Annotated in this window: 21 protein-coding genes, 1 tRNA gene and 1 pseudogene; 8 read left to right on the top strand and 15 right to left on the bottom strand. The window is 62.2% G+C overall.

All coding sequences use genetic code 11. From position 1 onward, the window contains the following. Window positions 1-77: 77 nt before the first annotated feature. Together aroA and HU218_RS10745 are read left to right on the top strand one after the other, a co-directional pair. On the top strand, window positions 78-1,370 hold the full coding sequence (gene aroA, locus HU218_RS10750; RefSeq protein ID WP_174874941.1) for a 3-phosphoshikimate 1-carboxyvinyltransferase: 1,293 nt from the start codon (window positions 78-80) through the stop codon (window positions 1,368-1,370). Between the two features lie 117 nt (window positions 1,371-1,487). Then, the gene (locus HU218_RS10745) at window positions 1,488-1,907 is read left to right on the top strand and encodes a pyrophosphohydrolase domain-containing protein (protein WP_174874940.1); all 420 of its coding nucleotides are present in this window, start codon (window positions 1,488-1,490) and stop codon (window positions 1,905-1,907) included. Here the strand turns inward: HU218_RS10745 and HU218_RS10740 are convergent. After that, entirely contained in the window at window positions 1,904-2,359 is a 456-nt protein-coding gene (locus HU218_RS10740; RefSeq protein ID WP_088966823.1) for a YaiI/YqxD family protein, read from the bottom strand. The genes HU218_RS10745 and HU218_RS10740 overlap by 4 nt on opposite strands. Beyond that, entirely contained in the window at window positions 2,356-3,249 is an 894-nt protein-coding gene (locus tag HU218_RS10735) for a prephenate dehydrogenase (protein WP_174874939.1), read from the bottom strand. Before HU218_RS10735 ends, HU218_RS10740 begins: the two co-directional genes overlap by 4 nt. 70 nt (window positions 3,250-3,319) lie before the next feature. Between HU218_RS10735 and HU218_RS10730 the strand changes: the two genes are divergently transcribed. After that, on the top strand, window positions 3,320-3,592 hold the full coding sequence (locus tag HU218_RS10730) for a DUF4936 family protein (protein WP_174874938.1): 273 nt from the start codon (window positions 3,320-3,322) through the stop codon (window positions 3,590-3,592). A 10-nt stretch (window positions 3,593-3,602) separates the two neighbouring features. On the opposite strand, the gene pabC is transcribed toward HU218_RS10730, so the two are convergent. From pabC to HU218_RS10680, 10 genes are all read right to left on the bottom strand, one after another. After that, window positions 3,603-4,409 carry an aminodeoxychorismate lyase gene (gene pabC / locus HU218_RS10725; RefSeq protein WP_174874937.1) on the bottom strand — a complete coding sequence of 269 codons (807 nt, stop codon included), beginning with the start codon at window positions 4,407-4,409 and terminating at the stop codon, window positions 3,603-3,605. Then, window positions 4,409-5,707, bottom strand: coding sequence for an aminodeoxychorismate synthase component I (locus tag HU218_RS10720; protein WP_174874936.1), 1,299 nt, complete (start codon window positions 5,705-5,707; stop codon window positions 4,409-4,411). Before HU218_RS10720 ends, pabC begins: the two co-directional genes overlap by 1 nt. A gap of 105 nt (window positions 5,708-5,812) precedes the next feature. Beyond that, a complete protein-coding gene (fabF, locus tag HU218_RS10715) occupies window positions 5,813-7,054 on the bottom strand; it encodes a beta-ketoacyl-ACP synthase II (protein ID WP_174874935.1) in 1,242 nt (413 codons plus the stop codon). A 166-nt stretch (window positions 7,055-7,220) separates the two neighbouring features. After that, window positions 7,221-7,460 carry an acyl carrier protein gene (acpP, locus tag HU218_RS10710; protein ID WP_047965576.1) on the bottom strand — a complete coding sequence of 80 codons (240 nt, stop codon included), beginning with the start codon at window positions 7,458-7,460 and terminating at the stop codon, window positions 7,221-7,223. Between the two features lie 151 nt (window positions 7,461-7,611). Beyond that, window positions 7,612-8,349, bottom strand: a complete 738-nt coding sequence (gene fabG, locus HU218_RS10705; protein ID WP_174874934.1) for a 3-oxoacyl-ACP reductase FabG — start codon at window positions 8,347-8,349, stop codon at window positions 7,612-7,614. A gap of 42 nt (window positions 8,350-8,391) precedes the next feature. Next, complete coding sequence (gene fabD / locus HU218_RS10700) at window positions 8,392-9,321, bottom strand: ACP S-malonyltransferase (protein WP_174874933.1); 930 nt, start codon at window positions 9,319-9,321, stop codon at window positions 8,392-8,394. Between the two features lie 161 nt (window positions 9,322-9,482). Beyond that, window positions 9,483-10,442 carry a beta-ketoacyl-ACP synthase III gene (locus HU218_RS10695; RefSeq protein WP_174874932.1) on the bottom strand — a complete coding sequence of 320 codons (960 nt, stop codon included), beginning with the start codon at window positions 10,440-10,442 and terminating at the stop codon, window positions 9,483-9,485. 9 nt (window positions 10,443-10,451) lie between these two features. After that, window positions 10,452-11,486 (bottom strand): phosphate acyltransferase PlsX, encoded by a 1,035-nt coding sequence (gene plsX, locus HU218_RS10690; protein ID WP_174874931.1) that lies wholly within the window; start codon window positions 11,484-11,486, stop codon window positions 10,452-10,454. 63 nt (window positions 11,487-11,549) lie between these two features. Beyond that, window positions 11,550-11,729: a 50S ribosomal protein L32 gene (gene rpmF / locus HU218_RS10685; protein WP_017509929.1), complete on the bottom strand. Its 180-nt coding sequence runs from the start codon at window positions 11,727-11,729 to the stop codon at window positions 11,550-11,552. Between the two features lie 30 nt (window positions 11,730-11,759). Beyond that, a complete protein-coding gene (locus HU218_RS10680) occupies window positions 11,760-12,260 on the bottom strand; it encodes a YceD family protein (protein WP_174874930.1) in 501 nt (166 codons plus the stop codon). A 137-nt stretch (window positions 12,261-12,397) separates the two neighbouring features. On the opposite strand from HU218_RS10680, the gene HU218_RS10675 reads away from it, so the two are divergent. From HU218_RS10675 to HU218_RS10665, 3 genes are read left to right on the top strand one after another with little or no spacing between them, the layout of a single operon-like run. Beyond that, on the top strand, window positions 12,398-12,976 hold the full coding sequence (locus tag HU218_RS10675) for a Maf family protein (protein WP_174874929.1): 579 nt from the start codon (window positions 12,398-12,400) through the stop codon (window positions 12,974-12,976). After that, window positions 12,976-13,680: an SAM-dependent methyltransferase gene (locus tag HU218_RS10670; protein ID WP_174874928.1), complete on the top strand. Its 705-nt coding sequence runs from the start codon at window positions 12,976-12,978 to the stop codon at window positions 13,678-13,680. Before HU218_RS10675 ends, HU218_RS10670 begins: the two co-directional genes overlap by 1 nt. A 10-nt stretch (window positions 13,681-13,690) precedes the next feature. Then, window positions 13,691-14,017: a hypothetical protein gene (locus tag HU218_RS10665; RefSeq protein WP_174874927.1), complete on the top strand. Its 327-nt coding sequence runs from the start codon at window positions 13,691-13,693 to the stop codon at window positions 14,015-14,017. On the opposite strand, the gene HU218_RS10660 is transcribed toward HU218_RS10665, so the two are convergent. Continuing rightward, the gene (locus HU218_RS10660; protein WP_174874926.1) at window positions 14,007-14,873 is read right to left on the bottom strand and encodes a Rossmann-like and DUF2520 domain-containing protein; all 867 of its coding nucleotides are present in this window, start codon (window positions 14,871-14,873) and stop codon (window positions 14,007-14,009) included. The genes HU218_RS10665 and HU218_RS10660 overlap by 11 nt on opposite strands. A gap of 81 nt (window positions 14,874-14,954) precedes the next feature. On the opposite strand from HU218_RS10660, the gene HU218_RS10655 reads away from it, so the two are divergent. Continuing rightward, window positions 14,955-15,524: a LemA family protein gene (locus tag HU218_RS10655; protein ID WP_174874925.1), complete on the top strand. Its 570-nt coding sequence runs from the start codon at window positions 14,955-14,957 to the stop codon at window positions 15,522-15,524. Window positions 15,525-15,679: 155 nt separating this feature from the next. Here HU218_RS10655 and HU218_RS10650 read toward each other — a convergent pair whose 3' ends face one another. Beyond that, a complete protein-coding gene (locus tag HU218_RS10650; RefSeq protein WP_174874924.1) occupies window positions 15,680-16,831 on the bottom strand; it encodes a pyridoxal phosphate-dependent aminotransferase in 1,152 nt (383 codons plus the stop codon). Between the two features lie 91 nt (window positions 16,832-16,922). Between HU218_RS10650 and HU218_RS10645 the strand changes: the two genes are divergently transcribed. Next, window positions 16,923-17,012 (top strand) — tRNA-Ser (locus tag HU218_RS10645). Between the two features lie 349 nt (window positions 17,013-17,361). Here the strand turns inward: HU218_RS10645 and HU218_RS10640 are convergent. Further along, window positions 17,362-17,574, bottom strand: a pseudogene (locus tag HU218_RS10640) (IS3 family transposase); the annotation flags it as partial. Window positions 17,575-17,618 lie beyond the last annotated feature (44 nt).

Below are 17,618 nucleotides of genomic sequence, written 5' to 3'. Positions count from 1 at the left end.
CACTGCACAAAAACGGTACAGTCGCTGCACGAGATCACACCGCGCGGCCAACCGCGCAGGCAACCAAAAGAAAGACCATGGAACAACTGACGCTGCACCCGATTCCCCGCCTCGCCGGCACGGTAAAGCTGCCCGGCTCGAAGAGCATCTCCAACCGCACCCTGCTGCTGGCCGCGCTGGCCGACGGCCCGACCCTGGTGCGCGAGCTGCTGGATTCCGACGATATCCGCCGCATGCTGGAAGCCCTCGCCACGCTGGGCGTGAAAGTGGAACAGCAAGGCGACAGCCGTGATTTTCTGGTGCATGGCACCGGCGGCGCCTTTGCGGTGAAGGATGCCGACCTGTTCCTCGGCAACGCCGGCACCGCCTTCCGCCCGCTCACCGCTGCGCTGGCGCTGATGCAGGGTAATTATCACCTGCACGGCGTAGCGCGCATGCATGAGCGCCCGATCGGCGATCTGGTGGATGCGCTACGCGTCGCCGGCGCCGATATCGCCTACCTCGGCAACGACGGCTTCCCGCCGCTACAGATCAAGCCCGCCAGCATCCGTGCCGGCAAGGTGATTCCGGTGAAAGGCAACGTCTCCAGCCAGTTCCTCACCGCGCTGTTGATGGCGCTGCCGCTGACCGGCGAGAGCGTCACCATCGAGGTAGTCGGCGAGCTGATTTCCAAGCCGTATATCGAGATCACCCTCAACCTGATGGCGCGCTTCGGCGTGACCGTGCAGCGTGACGGCTGGCAGCGCTTCAGCATCGCCGGTGGCCAACGTTACCAGTCGCCGGGCGAGATCCACGTCGAAGGCGATGCCTCCAGCGCATCCTACTTCCTGGCAGCCGGCGCGCTGGCTGGCGGACCGGTCCGAGTGGAAGGCGTTGGCCGCAGCAGCATCCAGGGTGATGTGAAGTTTGCCGACGCGCTGGCGCTGATGGGCGCCGAGATCAGCATGGGCGACAACTGGATCGAAGCGCGCGCGCCTGCCGGCGGCCTCAAGGCCATCGACGTCGACCTCAACCACATCCCGGACGCGGCGATGACCATCGCGGTGGCCGCGCTGGCCGCCGACGGCACCACCACCATCCGCAACGTGGAAAGCTGGCGGGTGAAGGAAACCGATCGCCTGGCGGCAATGGCCACCGAGCTGCGCAAGGTCGGCGCCACGGTGGTGGAAACCCAGGACAGCATCAGCGTCACCCCGCCGGCGACGCTGACCGCCAATGCCGAGATCGACACCTATGACGACCACCGCATGGCGATGTGCTTCTCGCTAGTGGCGCTGCTGGGCACGCCGGTGATCATCAACGACCCGAAATGCGTGACCAAGACCTTCCCGGACTACTTTGAGGTGTTGGGCAAGCTGGCCGCCGGTTAAGCACTGCCCTGCCGCCAAAAGCCGCTGCCTCTGCAGCGGCTTTTTTCATGCCTTGCTCTTGTCATGACAAACTTTAAAACACAAAATATTGCGCCAGTAATACTCGAGTCACACAAGATGAGCAATCCATTTACCTTGCGCCGCGATTTCATGCAGCGCTTCGACATGGCTTTACCCGCCCAGCCCCATTACCACGCCGAGGCGCTGACCATGTGGCACACCATGCTGCAGGAGGAGTGGCAGGAATTCATGACCGCGCTGCAGGACTACCAAGGCCTGCCGCAGGCCGACGCGGCCGGGCAGACCCGGCTGCGCGCCGAGCTGGCGGCCGAGGGAGTGGATGTGCTGAACGTGCTGATCGGACTGCTGCTGTCGCAGGGCCTGCCGCTGGAAGACATGTTTGCCGCCATCCATGCGGCCAACCTCGCCAAATGCGTGGACGGCAAGGTGGTACGCCGCGCCGATGGCAAGATCCTGAAACCGGCCGGCTGGCAGCCGGCGGACAAGGAGGGCGTGATTCGCGCCAGCGGCGGCTAGCGCTTTGCGGCCAACTTGTGCAGCAGCTTGTCCAGCTGTGCGGCGAAGTTGGCGCGGTCGCGCTGGCTGAACGCCGCCGGGCCTCCGGTCTGCACCCCGCTGTCGCGCAGCTCGGTCATGAAATTGCGCAGCGCCAGCGCCTCACGGATGGTGGCGTCACTGTACAGCTCGCCGCGCGGATTGAGCGCCAGCGCGCCCTTGGCCACCACCTGCGCCGCCAGCGGAATGTCAGCCGTCACCACGATGTCGCCCGGCTGCGCCTGCTGCGCGATGTGGTTGTCGGCCACGTCGAAACCCGCCGGCACCTGCAGCGCGCGGATGTGTGGCGATGGCGGCACCCGCAGCAGCTGGTTGGCCACCAGCACGGTAGCCACGCCGGTACGCTCGGCGGCGCGGAACAGGATGTCCTTGATTACACCGGGACAGGCATCGGCATCTACCCAGATCGTCATGCGTTGCCCCGATTGAATTTCTGCTGCCAGTTGTGGCGGGCGGCGCGGGCGCGCTCAAAGCGCTGCATCATCGCCTCGGCATCGCCGGCCTGCAGCTCGGCACGCAGTGCATCCAGCGTGCGCTGAAACGTCTCCAGCTCCACCAATAAAGCATCACGATTGGCCAGCGCGATATCGCGCCACATTTCCGGATGGCTGCCGGCGATACGGGTGAAATCGCGAAAACCGGTCGCGGCAAAGTCGAAGCAGCGCTCGGCATCGGCCTTGCCGACGATGGCATCCACATAGGCGAACGCCAGCAGGTGCGGCAAATGGCTGACGGTGGCGAACACCGCATCGTGTTCGCCGGCGCTCATCTGGTAGACGCGCGCACCGCAGGCCTGCCACAGTTCGCGCACCAGCTCGGCAGCGGCGGGCGCGGTTTCCGGCAGCGGGGTCACCACGATGCGGCGGTTATCGTACAGGCCATACTGCGCAGCTGCCGCACCGGACAGGTCGGAACCGGCAATCGGGTGTGCCGGCACACACTGCGCCAGATGGGCCGGCAAATGCTCCCGCATCAGCGCCACTACATCGCTCTTGGTACTTCCGCCGTCGGTCACCACACAGCGGGCCGGCAAGTGTGGTGCGATCTCGGCAAATACCCGCCCCATCTGCCCCACCGGCGTGGCTACCAGCACGATATCGGCGTCACGCACCGCCTCGGCAGCACTGTGGCTGGCGACGTCGATCACGCCCAGCTCGACCGCGCGCTGCAGGTTGACCGCAGAACGGCCGACGCCAATCACCCGCGCCACCTTGCCGGCACGCTTCAGTGCCAAGGCAAACGAACCGCCGATCAGGCCGACGCCGATCACCACCAGGGTCAAACCGCCCTCACCCACCTGCATGCTGCTGTCCCGTGCCATCAAAGAAGAGCGGCTATCATAACCTTATTTTTGCAGCGCAAAAGGAACACCCATGCCCGCCTCGCTGTATGTGTATTACCGCGTCAGTGACAATTTTCTGCCAACCAAGCAACTAATAAGCGAACTAACGGCAGAAATAATAGAAAAAACAGGAATTCAAGGCAGATTATTGCAACGTCGTGATGATGCGCACACCTGGATGGAAATCTACGAAGCCATCAGCGACGTGGATGGCTTCAGCCTGGCATTGCATGACGCCATTAGCGCGCGGCCAACGTTGGCCGCTCTGCAACGCCACGAAGAGTGGTTTGTCGCGCTGGCGTAACGCCGCCGCGTCAGTTGCCGTCCTGCAGCGCCAGTTGCAGGTGGCGGGTTAATGGCCAGTCCTGCCACTGCCGAGAACCCAGTTGGCGCAGCGGCCAGATGCCGGCCAGACTGTTGCAGACGAAAACCTCGTCCGCAGCCAGCACCTCGTCCGGCAGCAGCCGCGCCTCTCCTGCCGTGATGCCAAGGTTGGCCGCCGCGTCCAGCACACTGGCGCGCATGGCACCAGACACGCCGCAACGATCCAGCGGTGGGGTCAGCAGTTCACCGCCGCGCACGATGAACAGATTACTCATGGTGCCTTCCACCACCGTGCCACTCATGTCCAGCATCAGCCCTTCGGCGACGGCAGGGTCCTGCCACTCGCTGCGGGCAAACACGTTTTCCAGCCGGTTGAGATGCTTCACCCCCGCCAGCAAGGGCTGCACGGCAAGGCGGGTATCGCACCAGCGCGCCACGATGCCCTGCTGCGCCCGCTCCGGCGGATACCCTCCCCAGGCACTGGCGCTGACGATGCGCGTCGGACTGCAGCTGTCGGGCATGGCATAGCCGCGCTGACCCACACCGCGGGTCAGCACGATCTTGACCACCGCGCGCGGCAGCATGGCGGCGACTTGCGCGATTTCGGCCAGCAGCAGCGCCTCTTCAGGGCACGGCAGCCGCAGCTGTGCGCAGTCTGCGGCCAACCTTTGCCACTGCCAGTGCCACAACAGCGGCGTGCCATGGCTGGCTTCCAGCGTGCGGTACAGCCCGTCGCCGTAGGCGAGGCCGCGGTCGCTGGCGCTGATGCAGTCGCCGGGCAGGCCGTTGATCAGCATCAGGCTTGTTCCACGCCCAGTGCGCGCAGCAGGCCGCGTGCCTTGTGGCGGGTTTCCTGCAGTTCGCGCTGTGGGTCGGAATCGGCGACGATGCCGCCGCCGGCACGGAAGCGCAGCTGCTGCCCCTGCTGCATGAAAGTGCGGATCAGAATATTCACGTCCAGCGTGCCATCGCGGTTCAGGTAACCAAGACTGCCGGTATAGGCGCGGCGCGCGCTGTTTTCCAGTTCGCGGATGATCTGCATGGTGCGCACCTTGGGGCAGCCGGTGATGGTGCCGCCCGGGAACAACGCGCGGAACACGTCCACGGTATCGACCCCCGGACGGATACGCCCGCGGACATTGGATTCGATGTGGTGCACGTAGGCGTAACTGGCCACCGCCATCAGCTCGTTCACTTCCACCGTGCCTGGCTGGCAGATGCGCCCCAGATCGTTGCGCTCCAGGTCGATCAGCATCACGTGCTCGGCGCGCTCCTTGATGCTGCTGATCAGCCGCTGCTTCAAGGCCGCATCCTCGGCAGCATCCACCGAACGTGGATGGGTACCGGCGATGGGGCGGGTATCCACCCAGCCGTCGTGCACGCGCACCAGCCGCTCCGGCGAGGAGCTGACGATATGCGCATCACCAAAGTCTGCCAGCGCCGAGAACGGTGCGGGATTGGCACGACGCAGTGCGGCATACAGGTCCATCGGTCGCACGTCTTCACCCAGCGTGGCGCGCCAGCCACGCGAGATGTTGACCTGGAACACGTCGCCTTCGTAGATGTAGTCCTTCAGCTTCACCACCGCATCGGTGTACCAGTGCGGCGGATCTTCCTCCAGGCCCTGCAGCGTCACCGGTCGTGGACTGAACGCCGCCACCGCCTGCAACGCGGCCTTGAGTTCGGCCAACTGCGCGGCGCTTTCCGCCAGCAGCCAGCTTTGCTTGCCGGCACGATCATGCAGGATGGCGGCCGGAACACGCGTCAATGCGGCCAACGGGAAGCTGTCGCTGATTGCCTGCGGCACCGAAGGCTCGAACTCGGACAGCAGGTCGTAACCCAGGTACACGAACCAGCCACCGGTAAACGGCAGGCCATGCGGGTTGACCACCGGCTGCGGTGCCGGCAAGGCCCGCACATCGGCCAGAAACGCCGCGCCGTCACCTTCGTGATAGACACGCGCCTCTGCCGGCAACGCCATCAGGATGTCCCAGCCGATGTCGCCTGACGACTGCAACAGATAGGGGAAACGCGCGCGGTCGGCAGCGTGCAGCGCCAGCAAATCGGGAGAGTGATTCAGCAGTTCGTAATGCATGGGTTCGGCTCCAACGCGCAAAACGTTGGCCGCAAAAGAAAAAGACCGCGCGAGTTTATCGCAGCGGCCTTGGCTGTCAATGTCGCCTGAGCGACCGGACATGGCTTATACGCGCTTGAACACCAGGGTACCGTTGGTACCGCCGAAGCCGAACGAGTTGGAGATCGCTACATCGATCTTCATGTCGCGGGCGGTGTTGGCACAGTAGTCCAGATCACAACCCCCTTCGATATCCTGCTCGTGCAGGTTGATGGTCGGTGGCGATACTTGGTTGTGCACGGCCAGAATCGAGTAGATCGCTTCCACACCGCCGGCACCGCCCAGCAAGTGACCGGTCATCGACTTGGTGGAGTTGACTACCAGTTTCTTGGCGTGATCACCAAACGCGATCTTCAGCGCGTTGGTTTCATTGGCATCGCCCAGCGGGGTGGAGGTGCCGTGTGCGTTCACATACTGCACGTCGCCCGGATTCAGCTTGGCGTCGCGCAGCGCATTCAGCACGCCGCGAGCCGGGCCTTCGGCGCTCGGTGCGGTGATGTGATGTGCGTCGGAGCTCATGCCGAAGCCAACCAGCTCGGCGTAGATCTTGGCGCCACGCTTCACCGCGTGCTCGTACTCTTCCAGCACCAGCACACCGGCACCCTCGCCCATCACGAAGCCGTCACGACCCTTGTCCCACGGACGGGAGGCGGTGGCCGGATCATCGTTGCGGGTGGACAGCGCCTTCATCGCGGCAAAACCGCCAACCGCCAGGCTGGAGATGGTGCCTTCGGCGCCACCGGCTACCATCACGTCGGCGTCGCCGTACTGGATCACGCGGGCGGCATCACCAATGCAGTGCGCACCGGTGGTGCAGGCGGACACGATGCCATAGCTCGGACCCTGATAGCCCTTGAGAATGGACACGTGACCGGCAACCATATTGATCAGCGAACCCGGAATGAAGAACGGACCGATCTTGCGGATACCGCCTTCGTGGCGAGCCACGCCGGTTTCCTCGATCAGCGGCAGGCCGCCGATACCGGAACCGATGTTCACACCGACACGGGTCTTGTCCAGACCCGGCACGTCGTCGAGGCCAGAATCGGCCACGGCCTGCAGCGCAGCCGCGATGCCGTAATGGATGAATACATCCATCCGACGTGCATCTTTCGCCGAAATATACTGACTAATGTCGAAGCCTTTGACCTCGCCCGCAACCTGGCAGGCGATATCGCTGGCGTCAAAACGGGTAATCGTGGTGATACCACTCTTGCCAGCCAGGAGATTGGCCCAGCCGCTGGCGACATCGTTACCGACCGGGGACACATGTCCGAGGCCGGTCACTACTACTCTGCGTTTAGACACAGGGTATCTCCGTGAAATGTGGGAGCCAGGCTCCCGTTAGTCCCGACGCGGGAATCAATACCTTGCAGCATGAAATCAAACACGCGTTTCAGAACTGCTACAGCAAAAAACCTCTGCAGGCGCGTGTAGCCACACCGGCAGAGGTCCTGGTAAATCCGAAAAGGAATTACTTGTTCAGGTGAGCGGTAACGTAGTCTACAGCTTGCTGAACGGTAGTGATTTTCTCGGCTTCTTCATCCGGAATCTCGCACTCGAACTCTTCTTCCAGTGCCATAACCAGCTCAACGGTATCCAGGGAGTCAGCGCCCAGATCGTCAACGAAGGAAGAGTCGATCTTCACTTCGGCTTCATTCACGCCCAGTTGCTCGGCAACGATCTTCTTTACGCGCGCTTCGATGTTTTCCATTTGTTTAAACCCTTTACCTTTCTGTGCTCGGGATAACAAAACCCCGCCATTCTACAAAAAAAAACCAGAGTAGCCTACCTAGAACATCTTTCAATGCAGAAATGATGTCAGCCAGGTGGCTGTTTGTTGACAAGCTGTTGCGGCCAACGCCTTACGGCATCAGCATGCCACCGTTGACATGCAAGGTCTGACCGGTGATGTAGGCAGCCTTGTCGGACGCCAGGAACAGCACCGCATCGGCGATATCCTGCGCATCGCCCAGTCGTCCCAGCGCAATCTGGCCAACCAGCATCTCGCGCTGCGCTTCCGGCAGCGCACGGGTCATATCGGTATCGATAAAGCCCGGCGCCACGCAGTTAACGGTAATGCCACGGCTACCGACTTCGCGCGCCATCGACTTGGTAAAGCCGATGATGCCGGCCTTGGCGGCTGCGTAGTTGGTCTGCCCGGCGTTACCCATCACCCCCACCACCGAAGCGATGTTGATGATGCGGCCAACGCGGGCCTTCATCATGCTGCGCAGCACCGCCTTGGACGCCTTGAATACCGACTTCAGGTTGGTATCCATGATGGCATCCCAGTCTTCGTCTTTCATGCGCATCAACAGGCCGTCACGGGTGATACCAGCGTTGTTGACCAGAATGGCCACGTCGCCGTGCTCCTTGCCGATGGTGTCGATCAGCGCATCGATAGCACCTTCTTCACCCACGTTCAGCACCATGCCGACACCGCCCCATTGCGCCAGGCGCTCGCCGATGGCTGCAGCACCGGATTCGGAGGTAGCAGTACCGATTACCTTGGCGCCGGCGGCAGCCAGCGTATCGGCAATGGCAGCACCGATACCGCGCGATGCGCCGGTGACCAGTGCAACTTTACCTTGCAAGCTCATTTCGTTCTCCAAGGTTGGCCGCATGCGGCCAACCTGTATTCGTTATGCCAGTTCGGCGCGGGCCGCTTCCAGCTTGGCGGCATCGGTCAGCGCGTGGCAATTGACATTGCCGTCGATACGCTTGGCCAGACCTGCCAGCACCTTGCCCGGACCGCATTCCGCCATCAGCACGATGCCATCGGCAGCCAGCTGCTGGATGGTTTCGGTCCAGCGCACCGGGCAGTACAGCTGACGGGTCAGCGCATCGCGAATCTGCGCCGGATCGCTGTAGGCCGCCACATCGGCGTTATGCAGTACCGGCAGCTGCGGCGCCTTGATTTCAACGTTGGCCAGTGCCGCAGCCAGACGCGCCGCAGCCGGCTTCATCAGCGTGCAGTGCGACGGCACCGACACCGGCAGCGGCAGTGCACGCTTGGCCCCCTTGGCCTTGCACAGCTCCATGGCGCGCTCGACAGCAGCCTTGCTACCGGCAATCACCACCTGACCCGGCGAGTTGAAGTTCACAGGCTCCACCACCTCGCCTTGTGCCGCTTCGGCACAGGCGGCGCGGATATCGTCATCCGACAGGTTGAGAATGGCGGCCATAGCGCCCTCACCTGCCGGTACGGCCTCCTGCATTGCCTGCGCACGCAGACGCACCAGTTTCACCGCATCGGCAAAATCCAGGCTACCAGCCGCCACCAGCGCAGAGTATTCACCCAGGCTGTGACCAGCAACGGCAGCAGGCACGGCACCACCCTGTGCCAGCCAGGCGCGGTAGGTGGCCACACCGGCAGCCAGCATCAGCGGCTGGGTATTGACGGTGGCGTTGATCGCATCGGCCGTTTCGGCCTGCAGCATGGCCCACAGGTCTTCGCCCAGTGCGGCAGAAGCTTCATCGAAAGTCTGTTTTACAACCGGCAGGTCGGCAAAGCCGTCCATCATTTTCAGGCTCTGCGAACCCTGGCCGGGAAAGAGAAAGGCAAACGCCATAGCGGGCCTCCAGTTTGAAACGGGGTGAATGATGACGAGTTGGCCGCATTAATGCAAAAAAACGATCAAACACCCGTATGAAAAGGAGTTTGTCGTCATTGGCCGACATTCACGTCAATTAGGCAGCAAACAGGCGCAGCAATGCCGCGCCTGTCCAGGCATCAGTAACGCAACAGCAGCGCGCCCCAGGCAAAACCGCCGCCGATACCTTCCATCAGCACCGTCTGCCCACGCTGAATCTGGCCGTTACGTACGGCATGGTCGAACGCCAGCGGAATGGAGGCGGCCGAGGTATTGCCCTGCTCCGGCAAGGTAACGATCACCTTGTCCATTGACAGCTGCAGGTGCTTGGCCGTCGCCTCGATGATGCGGATATTGGCCTGATGCGGCACCAGCCAGTCCACGTTGTCCTGCGCCACACCGGCCTCGGCCAGTGTTTTCTCGGCGATATCGGACAGCGCCTTGACCGCAAACTTGAATACCGCCGGACCATCCATGTACAGATAGGGGGTACCGTCCACCTCGCCATCGGCGATCTGCGCCTCGGTCTTGAGAATGTCACGGTAGCGGCCATCGGCCGCCAATTTGGCATGCAGGATGCCCGGTTCGTCGGAGGCCCCCACCACCACGGCGCCGGCACCATCGCCGAACAGCACGCAGGTACGGCGATCATCCCAGTCCAGCAGCCGGCTCATGACTTCTGCACCGACCACCAGTACGTTCTTCGCCATACCGCTCTTGATGTAGCCGTTGGCGGTGGCCAGCGCGTAGACGAAACCGGCACACACCGCCTGCACATCGAAAGCCGGCACCCCGGGAATGCCCAGCTTTTCCTGCAGGATACTGGCCGTACTCGGGAACACCATGTCAGGGGTGGTGGTTGCCAGGATAATCAGATCGATATCCTTGGCCTGCAAGCCGGCACTTTCCAGTGCACGCAGCGACGCCAGATAGGCCAGATCGCTGGTTTTCTGGTCTTCGGCGGCAATGTGGCGCGCACGAATACCAGTTCGCGACACAATCCACTCGTCACTGGTTTCGATACGCTCGGCCAACATGGCATTGGTCATGATGGTATCCGGCAGATAGCTGCCGGTACCGAGAATGCGGGAGTAGGTCATGAGCTAACTTTAAGCTTCAGACTCGGGGCGCTTGAGATTTTGTAATTGGGAAGCGACCCGGTCCGTGATGTGACCAATCACATTGGCGCGGACTTCCTCGCAAGCCTGCTCCAGTGCGATACGGAATCCCAGCGCATCAGTGCCGCCGTGGCTTTTCACCACGATCCCGCGCAGGCCCAGGAAGCTGGCGCCATTGTAGCGACGGGGATCGACGCGGGCCTTGAAGTGCTTGAGCACCGGCATGGCGGCCAGTGCGCACAGCTTGGTCCACCACGTGCGGGCAAACTCTTCGCGCAGGAAGGTTGCAATCATGTGCGCCAGCCCCTCGGAGGCTTTCAGCGCCACGTTGCCGGTAAAACCGTCGCAGACTACCACATCTACCGTTGCCTTGAAGATGTCATTACCTTCGACGTTACCGTAGAAATTCAGGCCGGAATCGCGCAGCAACTCGGCCGCGCGCTTGATGTTCTCGGTACCCTTGATGTCTTCGGAACCGATATTCAGCAGCCCCACGGTTGGGTTCTGCTTGTGTTGCAAGCTGGCAGCCAGCTCGGCACCCATGATGCCGAATTGCAGCAGCTGCTCTGGCGAGCAATCTACGTTGGCACCCAAGTCCAGCACACAGGTTTCGCCACCGGTACCCGGCATCATCTTGGCGATGGCAGGACGGTCGATCCCCGGAATGGTCTTGAGCACGAATTTGGCGGTTGCCATCAGCGCACCGGTATTACCGGCGGAGACAGCAGCTTGCGCCTGGCCATCCTTGACCAGGTTGATCGCCACCCGCATCGACGAATCTTTCTTGTTCTTCAGCGCCAGCTGTGGCGCCTCGTCCATGCCGACCACTTGCGTGGCATGCTGCACGGCAATACGCGCGCGCACGGACGCCGGTTGTGCGGCCAGCTCGGCTTCAATGCCGGCACTGTCGCCTACCAGGATCAGATTAACGTCGGGGGTGTACTGAAGGAATTTTACAGATGCCGGGACGGTGACCTTGAGGCCAACGTCACCGCCCATGGCATCGATCGCTACGGTGATGGTCATTAACGTGGAACGGCAGGAAGTCTGCCAATAGTTAAGAAAATAGGTAGCGATGTAGAGACGAAATTACTCGCCCTTGGCTTTAACAACCTGACGACCACGGTAGAAGCCGTTCGGGCTGATGTGGTGACGCAGGTGGGTTTCACCGGTGGTCGGCTCTTTAGCCAGGGACGGAGCGGTCAGAAAATCGTGTGCACGATGCATGCCGCGCTTGGACGGGGACTTTTTGTTCTGTTGAACAGCCATGGTCGACTCCTAAGAAATTCAAGTAAAAGTTCAGGACCCGGATTTCTTAAGCGTCGCCAGTACCGCAAACGGGTTAGGCTTATCAGCCTTGGCGCGCTCCAGATGCTCCGAACCGCAGTCGTCGTGTTTCGCCGACAGCGGCAAGCCCATAATGATTTCGTCTTCGATCAGTGCCAGCACATCGAACTCGTCTTCGGCCATGATGGCGTCGAGTTCTTCGTCCTGCGCTACCGCGTCATCCAGTTTCGATTCGTTAACGAACAGTGTAATAACACCCTCGCTCTCGACCTCGAATGGCATGACACCCAGACAGCGCTGACAACTCAGCTCGACGTTGGCCGTCAATGCATAACGCAGCGAAGGACGACGCAGCCGGTCGGAAAAACCGGACAGCGACAACTTCACCGCGCCGGCAGTCGACGCCAGCACCTCGTGCACCCGTTCGTCCAGGTCGGCAATGGCCAGTTCTTTATCGAACTGACCGCCGTCGCGGGCGAAAGCGAGCGGATCAATCAAAATCGGGTTAGACATAAACCTTGGATGATATAATCGCGGCAGGTAATTTGTCAAAACAATCAGGGATTAGGCTGCATTTAGCGGCCGCCGGCGTGGCAAACACCATGAAACGCCGCCGGCAAGGCACGCAGCTTACCGCAAACGGAATTTTCATGCAGATCGTCCTCGCCTCCACTTCACGCTACCGCCGCGAAATTGTCGAACGCCTCGGTCTGCCCGTCACCGCCATGGCGCCAGTCTGCGACGAAACCCCGCTAGCCGGCGAAACCGCGCTGGATACTGCGGTGCGCCTGGCCCGCACCAAGGCCATGTCGCTGGCCGAACGCTTTCCGGATGCCCTGATCATCGGCGGCGATCAGGTGGCCCTGCTGGACGGCCAGCAGATCGGCAAGCCGGCCGATTTTGAAGCCGGTGTAGCAATGCTCAAATGGATGAGTGGCCGCACCGTAGTGTTCCACTCCGCCCTTGCTCTTTATAACAGCAACAGCGGCCATATCCAGGAAGACGTCGGCATCACCCGGGTTACCCTGCGCCAGCTGACCGAACAGCAAATCCGCAACTACCTGACGCGCGAGCCGGACGCACTGCACTGTGCCGGCAGCGCCAAGAGCGAAACCCTGGGCGGCGCGCTGCTACAGAAAGTGGAAGCGGACGACCCCAACGCGCTGATCGGGGTACCGCTGTTCGCGCTGGTCACCATGTTGCAGAACGAAGGCGTGGAGATCCTGTGATGGCCGGCACCCTGTATCTGATCCCCACTCCGCTGGGCGAAGGCGACACTCCGTGGCTGCCGGAAGGCGAACGTACCCGCGTTACTCATATCACCCACTTTGTGGTGGAAGCGGAAAAGACCGCGCGCAAGCACCTGAAACAGCTGGGCGTCAGCACGCCAATCCGCGAACTGGTGATGAACACCCTCAATGAGCACACCAAGCCCGCCGACGTAGCCGCGCTACTGGCACCGTTGGCCGCCGGACTGGACGTGGGACTGGTATCGGAAGCCGGCTGCCCGGCCGTGGCCGACCCCGGCGCGCAACTGGTGGCGCTGGCGCACGAGAAAGGTTACCGCGTGGAGCCGCTGATCGGCCCGTCGTCGATCCTGCTGGCGATGATGGCCAGCGGCGCCAACGGCCAGTGCTTCGCCTTTCATGGCTACCTGCCGGTAGACGCCGCCGAACGCGCCAAGGCGATCAAGGCGCTGGAATTGCGCTCGAAACAGAACAACGAAACCCAGCTGTTCATCGAAACGCCGTACCGCAACAACGCGCTGCTGCAACAGCTGCGCGAAACGCTGGCACCGGCCACCCGGCTGTGCGTGGCCGCCGACCTCACCGCACCGACACAGACCATCGTCAGCCGGCTGGTGAAGGATTGGCCGAAACAGGCGCCGGACTTCCACAAGCGGCCGGCGATTTTCGTGATTCACGCCGCCTAGTACCACCAGCATGCCAGCGCCTAGCACCCTGATTTTTTATCACCCCACCCTGCCAGAACGCCGCCTCATCGGTGGCTTCAACTGGCTGGCCTGCATCACACCCACATTGTGGGCGCTGAGCGAGGGGCTGATCTGGCACGGCCGCTGGCTACTGGTTTCCGAGTTCGCGTTTGCCGGCTTGCTGGCCGCCCGACCGGCGGAAGGAATCTTGTTGGTAGGGCTTCCCTACCTGCTACGCAACCTCTGGGTTGCAACACAGGGTAGCCACTGGCTGATCGCCAGCCTATTACAGCAGGGCTACCGCCAGGCACCTGCCAATCCGTTCACTACGCCTTGAGTGCCGGCTGCAGCACCCGCTGCAATCCGGCTTGCACCGAGGCGTCGAGCCGCGTTGCGGCCAACCTTGCCGTCGCCTGCCCCAGTGCGCAGTACAGCGCATCGTCTTGTGTCGACAACACGGCGCGATGCTTGGCTACGGTACCGGCATCGCCGCGAGCGATCGGGCCGGTCAGCGCCAGCTGCGGCCCCAGTGTGAGCGTGTTTTCCAGTGTCTGCCGCATCAGCCCACCCAGCACCGCAGCAGCCACCTCATCGGTCATGCCGGCCTGTGCCGCGACCCGTGACGCCAGATCGTGCAGGGTCACCAGGTAGTTGGAAGCTATCGACAGTGCCGCGTGGTAGGCGGCCTTGCCACCCGGTGCCAGCGCAAACGGCACACCACCAATGGCGTTGGCAAAGTCCTGCAGCGAGGGAAAGGCCGCCGCATCGCCCTCCAGCGCGCAGCGGGTACCGGCAAAGCCCTGCACCGCCCGCGCCGGCTCGGCAAAAGAGAACGCCGGATGCAGGCTAGCGCACAGCACCCCTTGTGCGGCCAACGGTGCCAGCAGTGCCGCCTCGCCCACGCCACTGGCGTGAAACGCCACGCTTCCCGCCGCTAGCCCGCCACTGGCAGCCAGCTCGGCAGCCACGCTGGCGATGGCGCCATCCGGCACCGCCAACAGGGTAAGGTTGGCCGCAGGCAGCGCCTGCAGGCTGTCACACGGCTCGCCGCCGCCGATAAAAGCGCAGGCCTGCTGCGCCGCAGTCAGACTGCGGCACAACACCGCGCCAATGCGGTAGCGGCCGCTCTGCTGCGCCAGCTTCGCCAGCGTCTTGCCCAGACGCCCGGCGCCAATGATATTGATGGTAAGCATGCACTGTTCCTATCTACGTTGCCGGCTTGACAGCGCGCCGGCGGCGCAACGACGATGGCGCCTCATTTTGCGGAGACCTCCATGCCCTTGCTCCTGTTGCTGGCGGCGTTTGCCGTGCTGTTTTTCTACGGTGTAGCCCTGTACAACGGCCTGGTGCGCTTGCGGCACATGGTCGCAAGATGCTGGACCGATATCGATGCCTTGCTGAAGCAGCGCCACGAAGAACTGGCCAAACTGGTGGAAGCCTGTCGCAGCTACAGCCAGTTCGACCCCAGTCTGCTCGGCCAGGTCATGGAGACGCGCGCCATGCTGTCGGAAGCGGCGCGCGCGGCCAACGTTGGCCGCATCGGCGAGCTGGAGAGCGAGCTGCGCAGCCTCACTGCCCAGATTTTCTCCCAGGCCACCAGCAGCGGAGAGTTGCTGGCAGACCGGCAGCTACAGCACCGGCTGGTACGCATCAGCGAGCAGGAAGAAGCCATCGCCGCGCACCGTGAACGCTACAACGAAGCCGTCAGCAACAACAATGTGCGCATCGAGCAGCTTCCGGATCTGCTGGTCGCCCATCTTTGCGGCTTCCGTGCTGCCCAGCCACTGCAGTTTGCCGAGGCCGAAAAGCGCAATCTCGACGGCCACGAGCTGTTTACCCGCTGAGCTTACGCCATCCGGCGCCACAACTCTTGGCACCAAGCGCAACCGCGTATACCACTGCCAGCAATTGCATCACGCCAACGAAAATGGCGGGCAAACACCCGCCAAACCGAGACGGCCATGCTGCGGCTAACGTTGGCCGCAACCGTGTCCGCTAATTAACGCACTGCGCGCATGCGGGCAATCGCCTCCGCCAGCCGCTCGATGCCGGTGGTGTAGGCCACGCGCACGTACTGGCCGGCTCGGTAGCTGCCGAAATCCGCTCCCGGTGTGATGGCGACCTTGACCTCGTCCAGCATGCGCTGGCAGTAGGCAAAGCTGTCATCGGTTACCGCCGACACGTCGGCATAAATGTAGAACGCGCCATCCGGCACCGAGTCGATTTTCCAGCCCAGCTCCGGCAGTGCCTGCAACAAGTAATCGCGGCGGCGGCCAAACTCGGCTCGACGTTCCTCCAGTTGCGCCATCACCGCCGGCTGGAAGGCCGCCAATGCCGCATGCTGCGCCGCCGCCGGCGGGCACAGAAACAGGTTCTGCGCCAGCCGCAGCGCCGGCTCCACATAATCCTGCGGCACCACCAGCCAGCCCAGCCGCCAGCCGGTCATCTGGAAATACTTGGAAAAGCTGTTGATCACGAACACATCGTCCGCCAGCGACAGCGCGCTGAACGAATCCGCGCCGTAAGTCAGCCCCTGGTAGATCTCGTCCACGATCAGCGCGCCCCCCTTGTCGCGGCACAGCTCGGCCAGATCGCGCACTTCGACACGGCTCAGCACCGTGCCGGTAGGATTGGCCGGCGTGGCCACCATGGTCGCCACGGTATTGGCCTGCCAGTTGGCCGCCGCCGCGTCCGCCAGCAACTGGTAACGGGTAGTGGCATCCACCGCCACCGTCTGTGGCACGCCGCCCAGCAGACTGACAAAGTGGCGGTTACACGGATAGGTCGGGTCCGGCATCAACACCCCGTCGCCCTGATCCACCAGCAGCGACAGCGCAATCTGCAATGCACCGGAAGCCCCGGGGGTGACGATGATGCGTTCCGGCGCCACCGTCACATCAAAACGGCTGCGATAAAAATCGCTGATCGCCTGCCGTAGCTGCGGCAGGCCCTGCGCCGCAGTATAGAAAGTATGCCCGGCCGCCAGCGCCGCGCGCCCGGCCTCCACGATTGCTTCCGGCGTGGCGAAATCCGGCTCGCCGACCTCCAGATGGATCACGTCATGCCCATCTGCCTGCAACGCGCGCGCCTTTTCCAGAATCGCCATCACCTGAAACGGCGCGATCGCGGCCAACCTGTTAGATAGTTTCACTGCATTCCTTTCAGCGCGCCGTGTGCGGGGCTAGCAGTATGCCAGCAGTTGACATCGACAAGGGTCGAATCTATACTGCGCAGCCTGTCGCGGAGAGGTGGCAGAGTGGTCGAATGTACCTGACTCGAAATCAGGCGTACGTGCGAGCGTACCGAGGGTTCGAATCCCTCCCTCTCCGCCAGACCACGCAACTAAGCCCTTGAGAAATCAAGGGCTTTTTTGTTTTCCCCGCCCCAGGAAACGCCGGTTTCCATCCCTGACTCCCTTCTAATATTTCTGCAAGTCTTCTAATAAATCCGTCCACTGCGCATTACAACACTATGATTTTCATGAAATTTTCTCCTGAAAATCAATCAGGTACATTCCTGCAGGGACTACCCCCCACAGCCCCCATCTATCTTATCACCCCACCTGACAATCCAAATGCATAATGAAGAACCAACTAAGTTTCTATCCGGATACCACCAGTTCGTTTGTTCACTGACTAGTGCTCATTGGACTGTCCCGGGTGCAGCAGACAAACTCCTGCCTCACGCCGAGGCCCGCTCAAAGGCCTCGGGACTGATGCCACCCAGGTGACTGTGGCGGCGGGTGCGATTGTAAAAAGCTTCGATGTAATCGAATACATCTGACTTGGCCAAGTCGCGGGTTTTATAAATCCGCTTGCGGATACGCTCCTTCTTCAGGCTGCTGAAGAAGGACTCTGCCATAGCATTATCCCAGCAATTGCCACGGCGACTCATGCCGTGGCAATTGCTGGGATAATGCTATGGCAGAGTCCTTCTTC

Source organism: Vogesella oryzae (genome assembly GCF_902829295.1).
Lineage (GTDB): Bacteria > Pseudomonadota > Gammaproteobacteria > Burkholderiales > Chromobacteriaceae > Vogesella > Vogesella oryzae.
The sequence above is the reverse complement of the archived record's forward strand: the minus strand, read 5'-3'. Positions and strand labels throughout refer to the sequence as shown.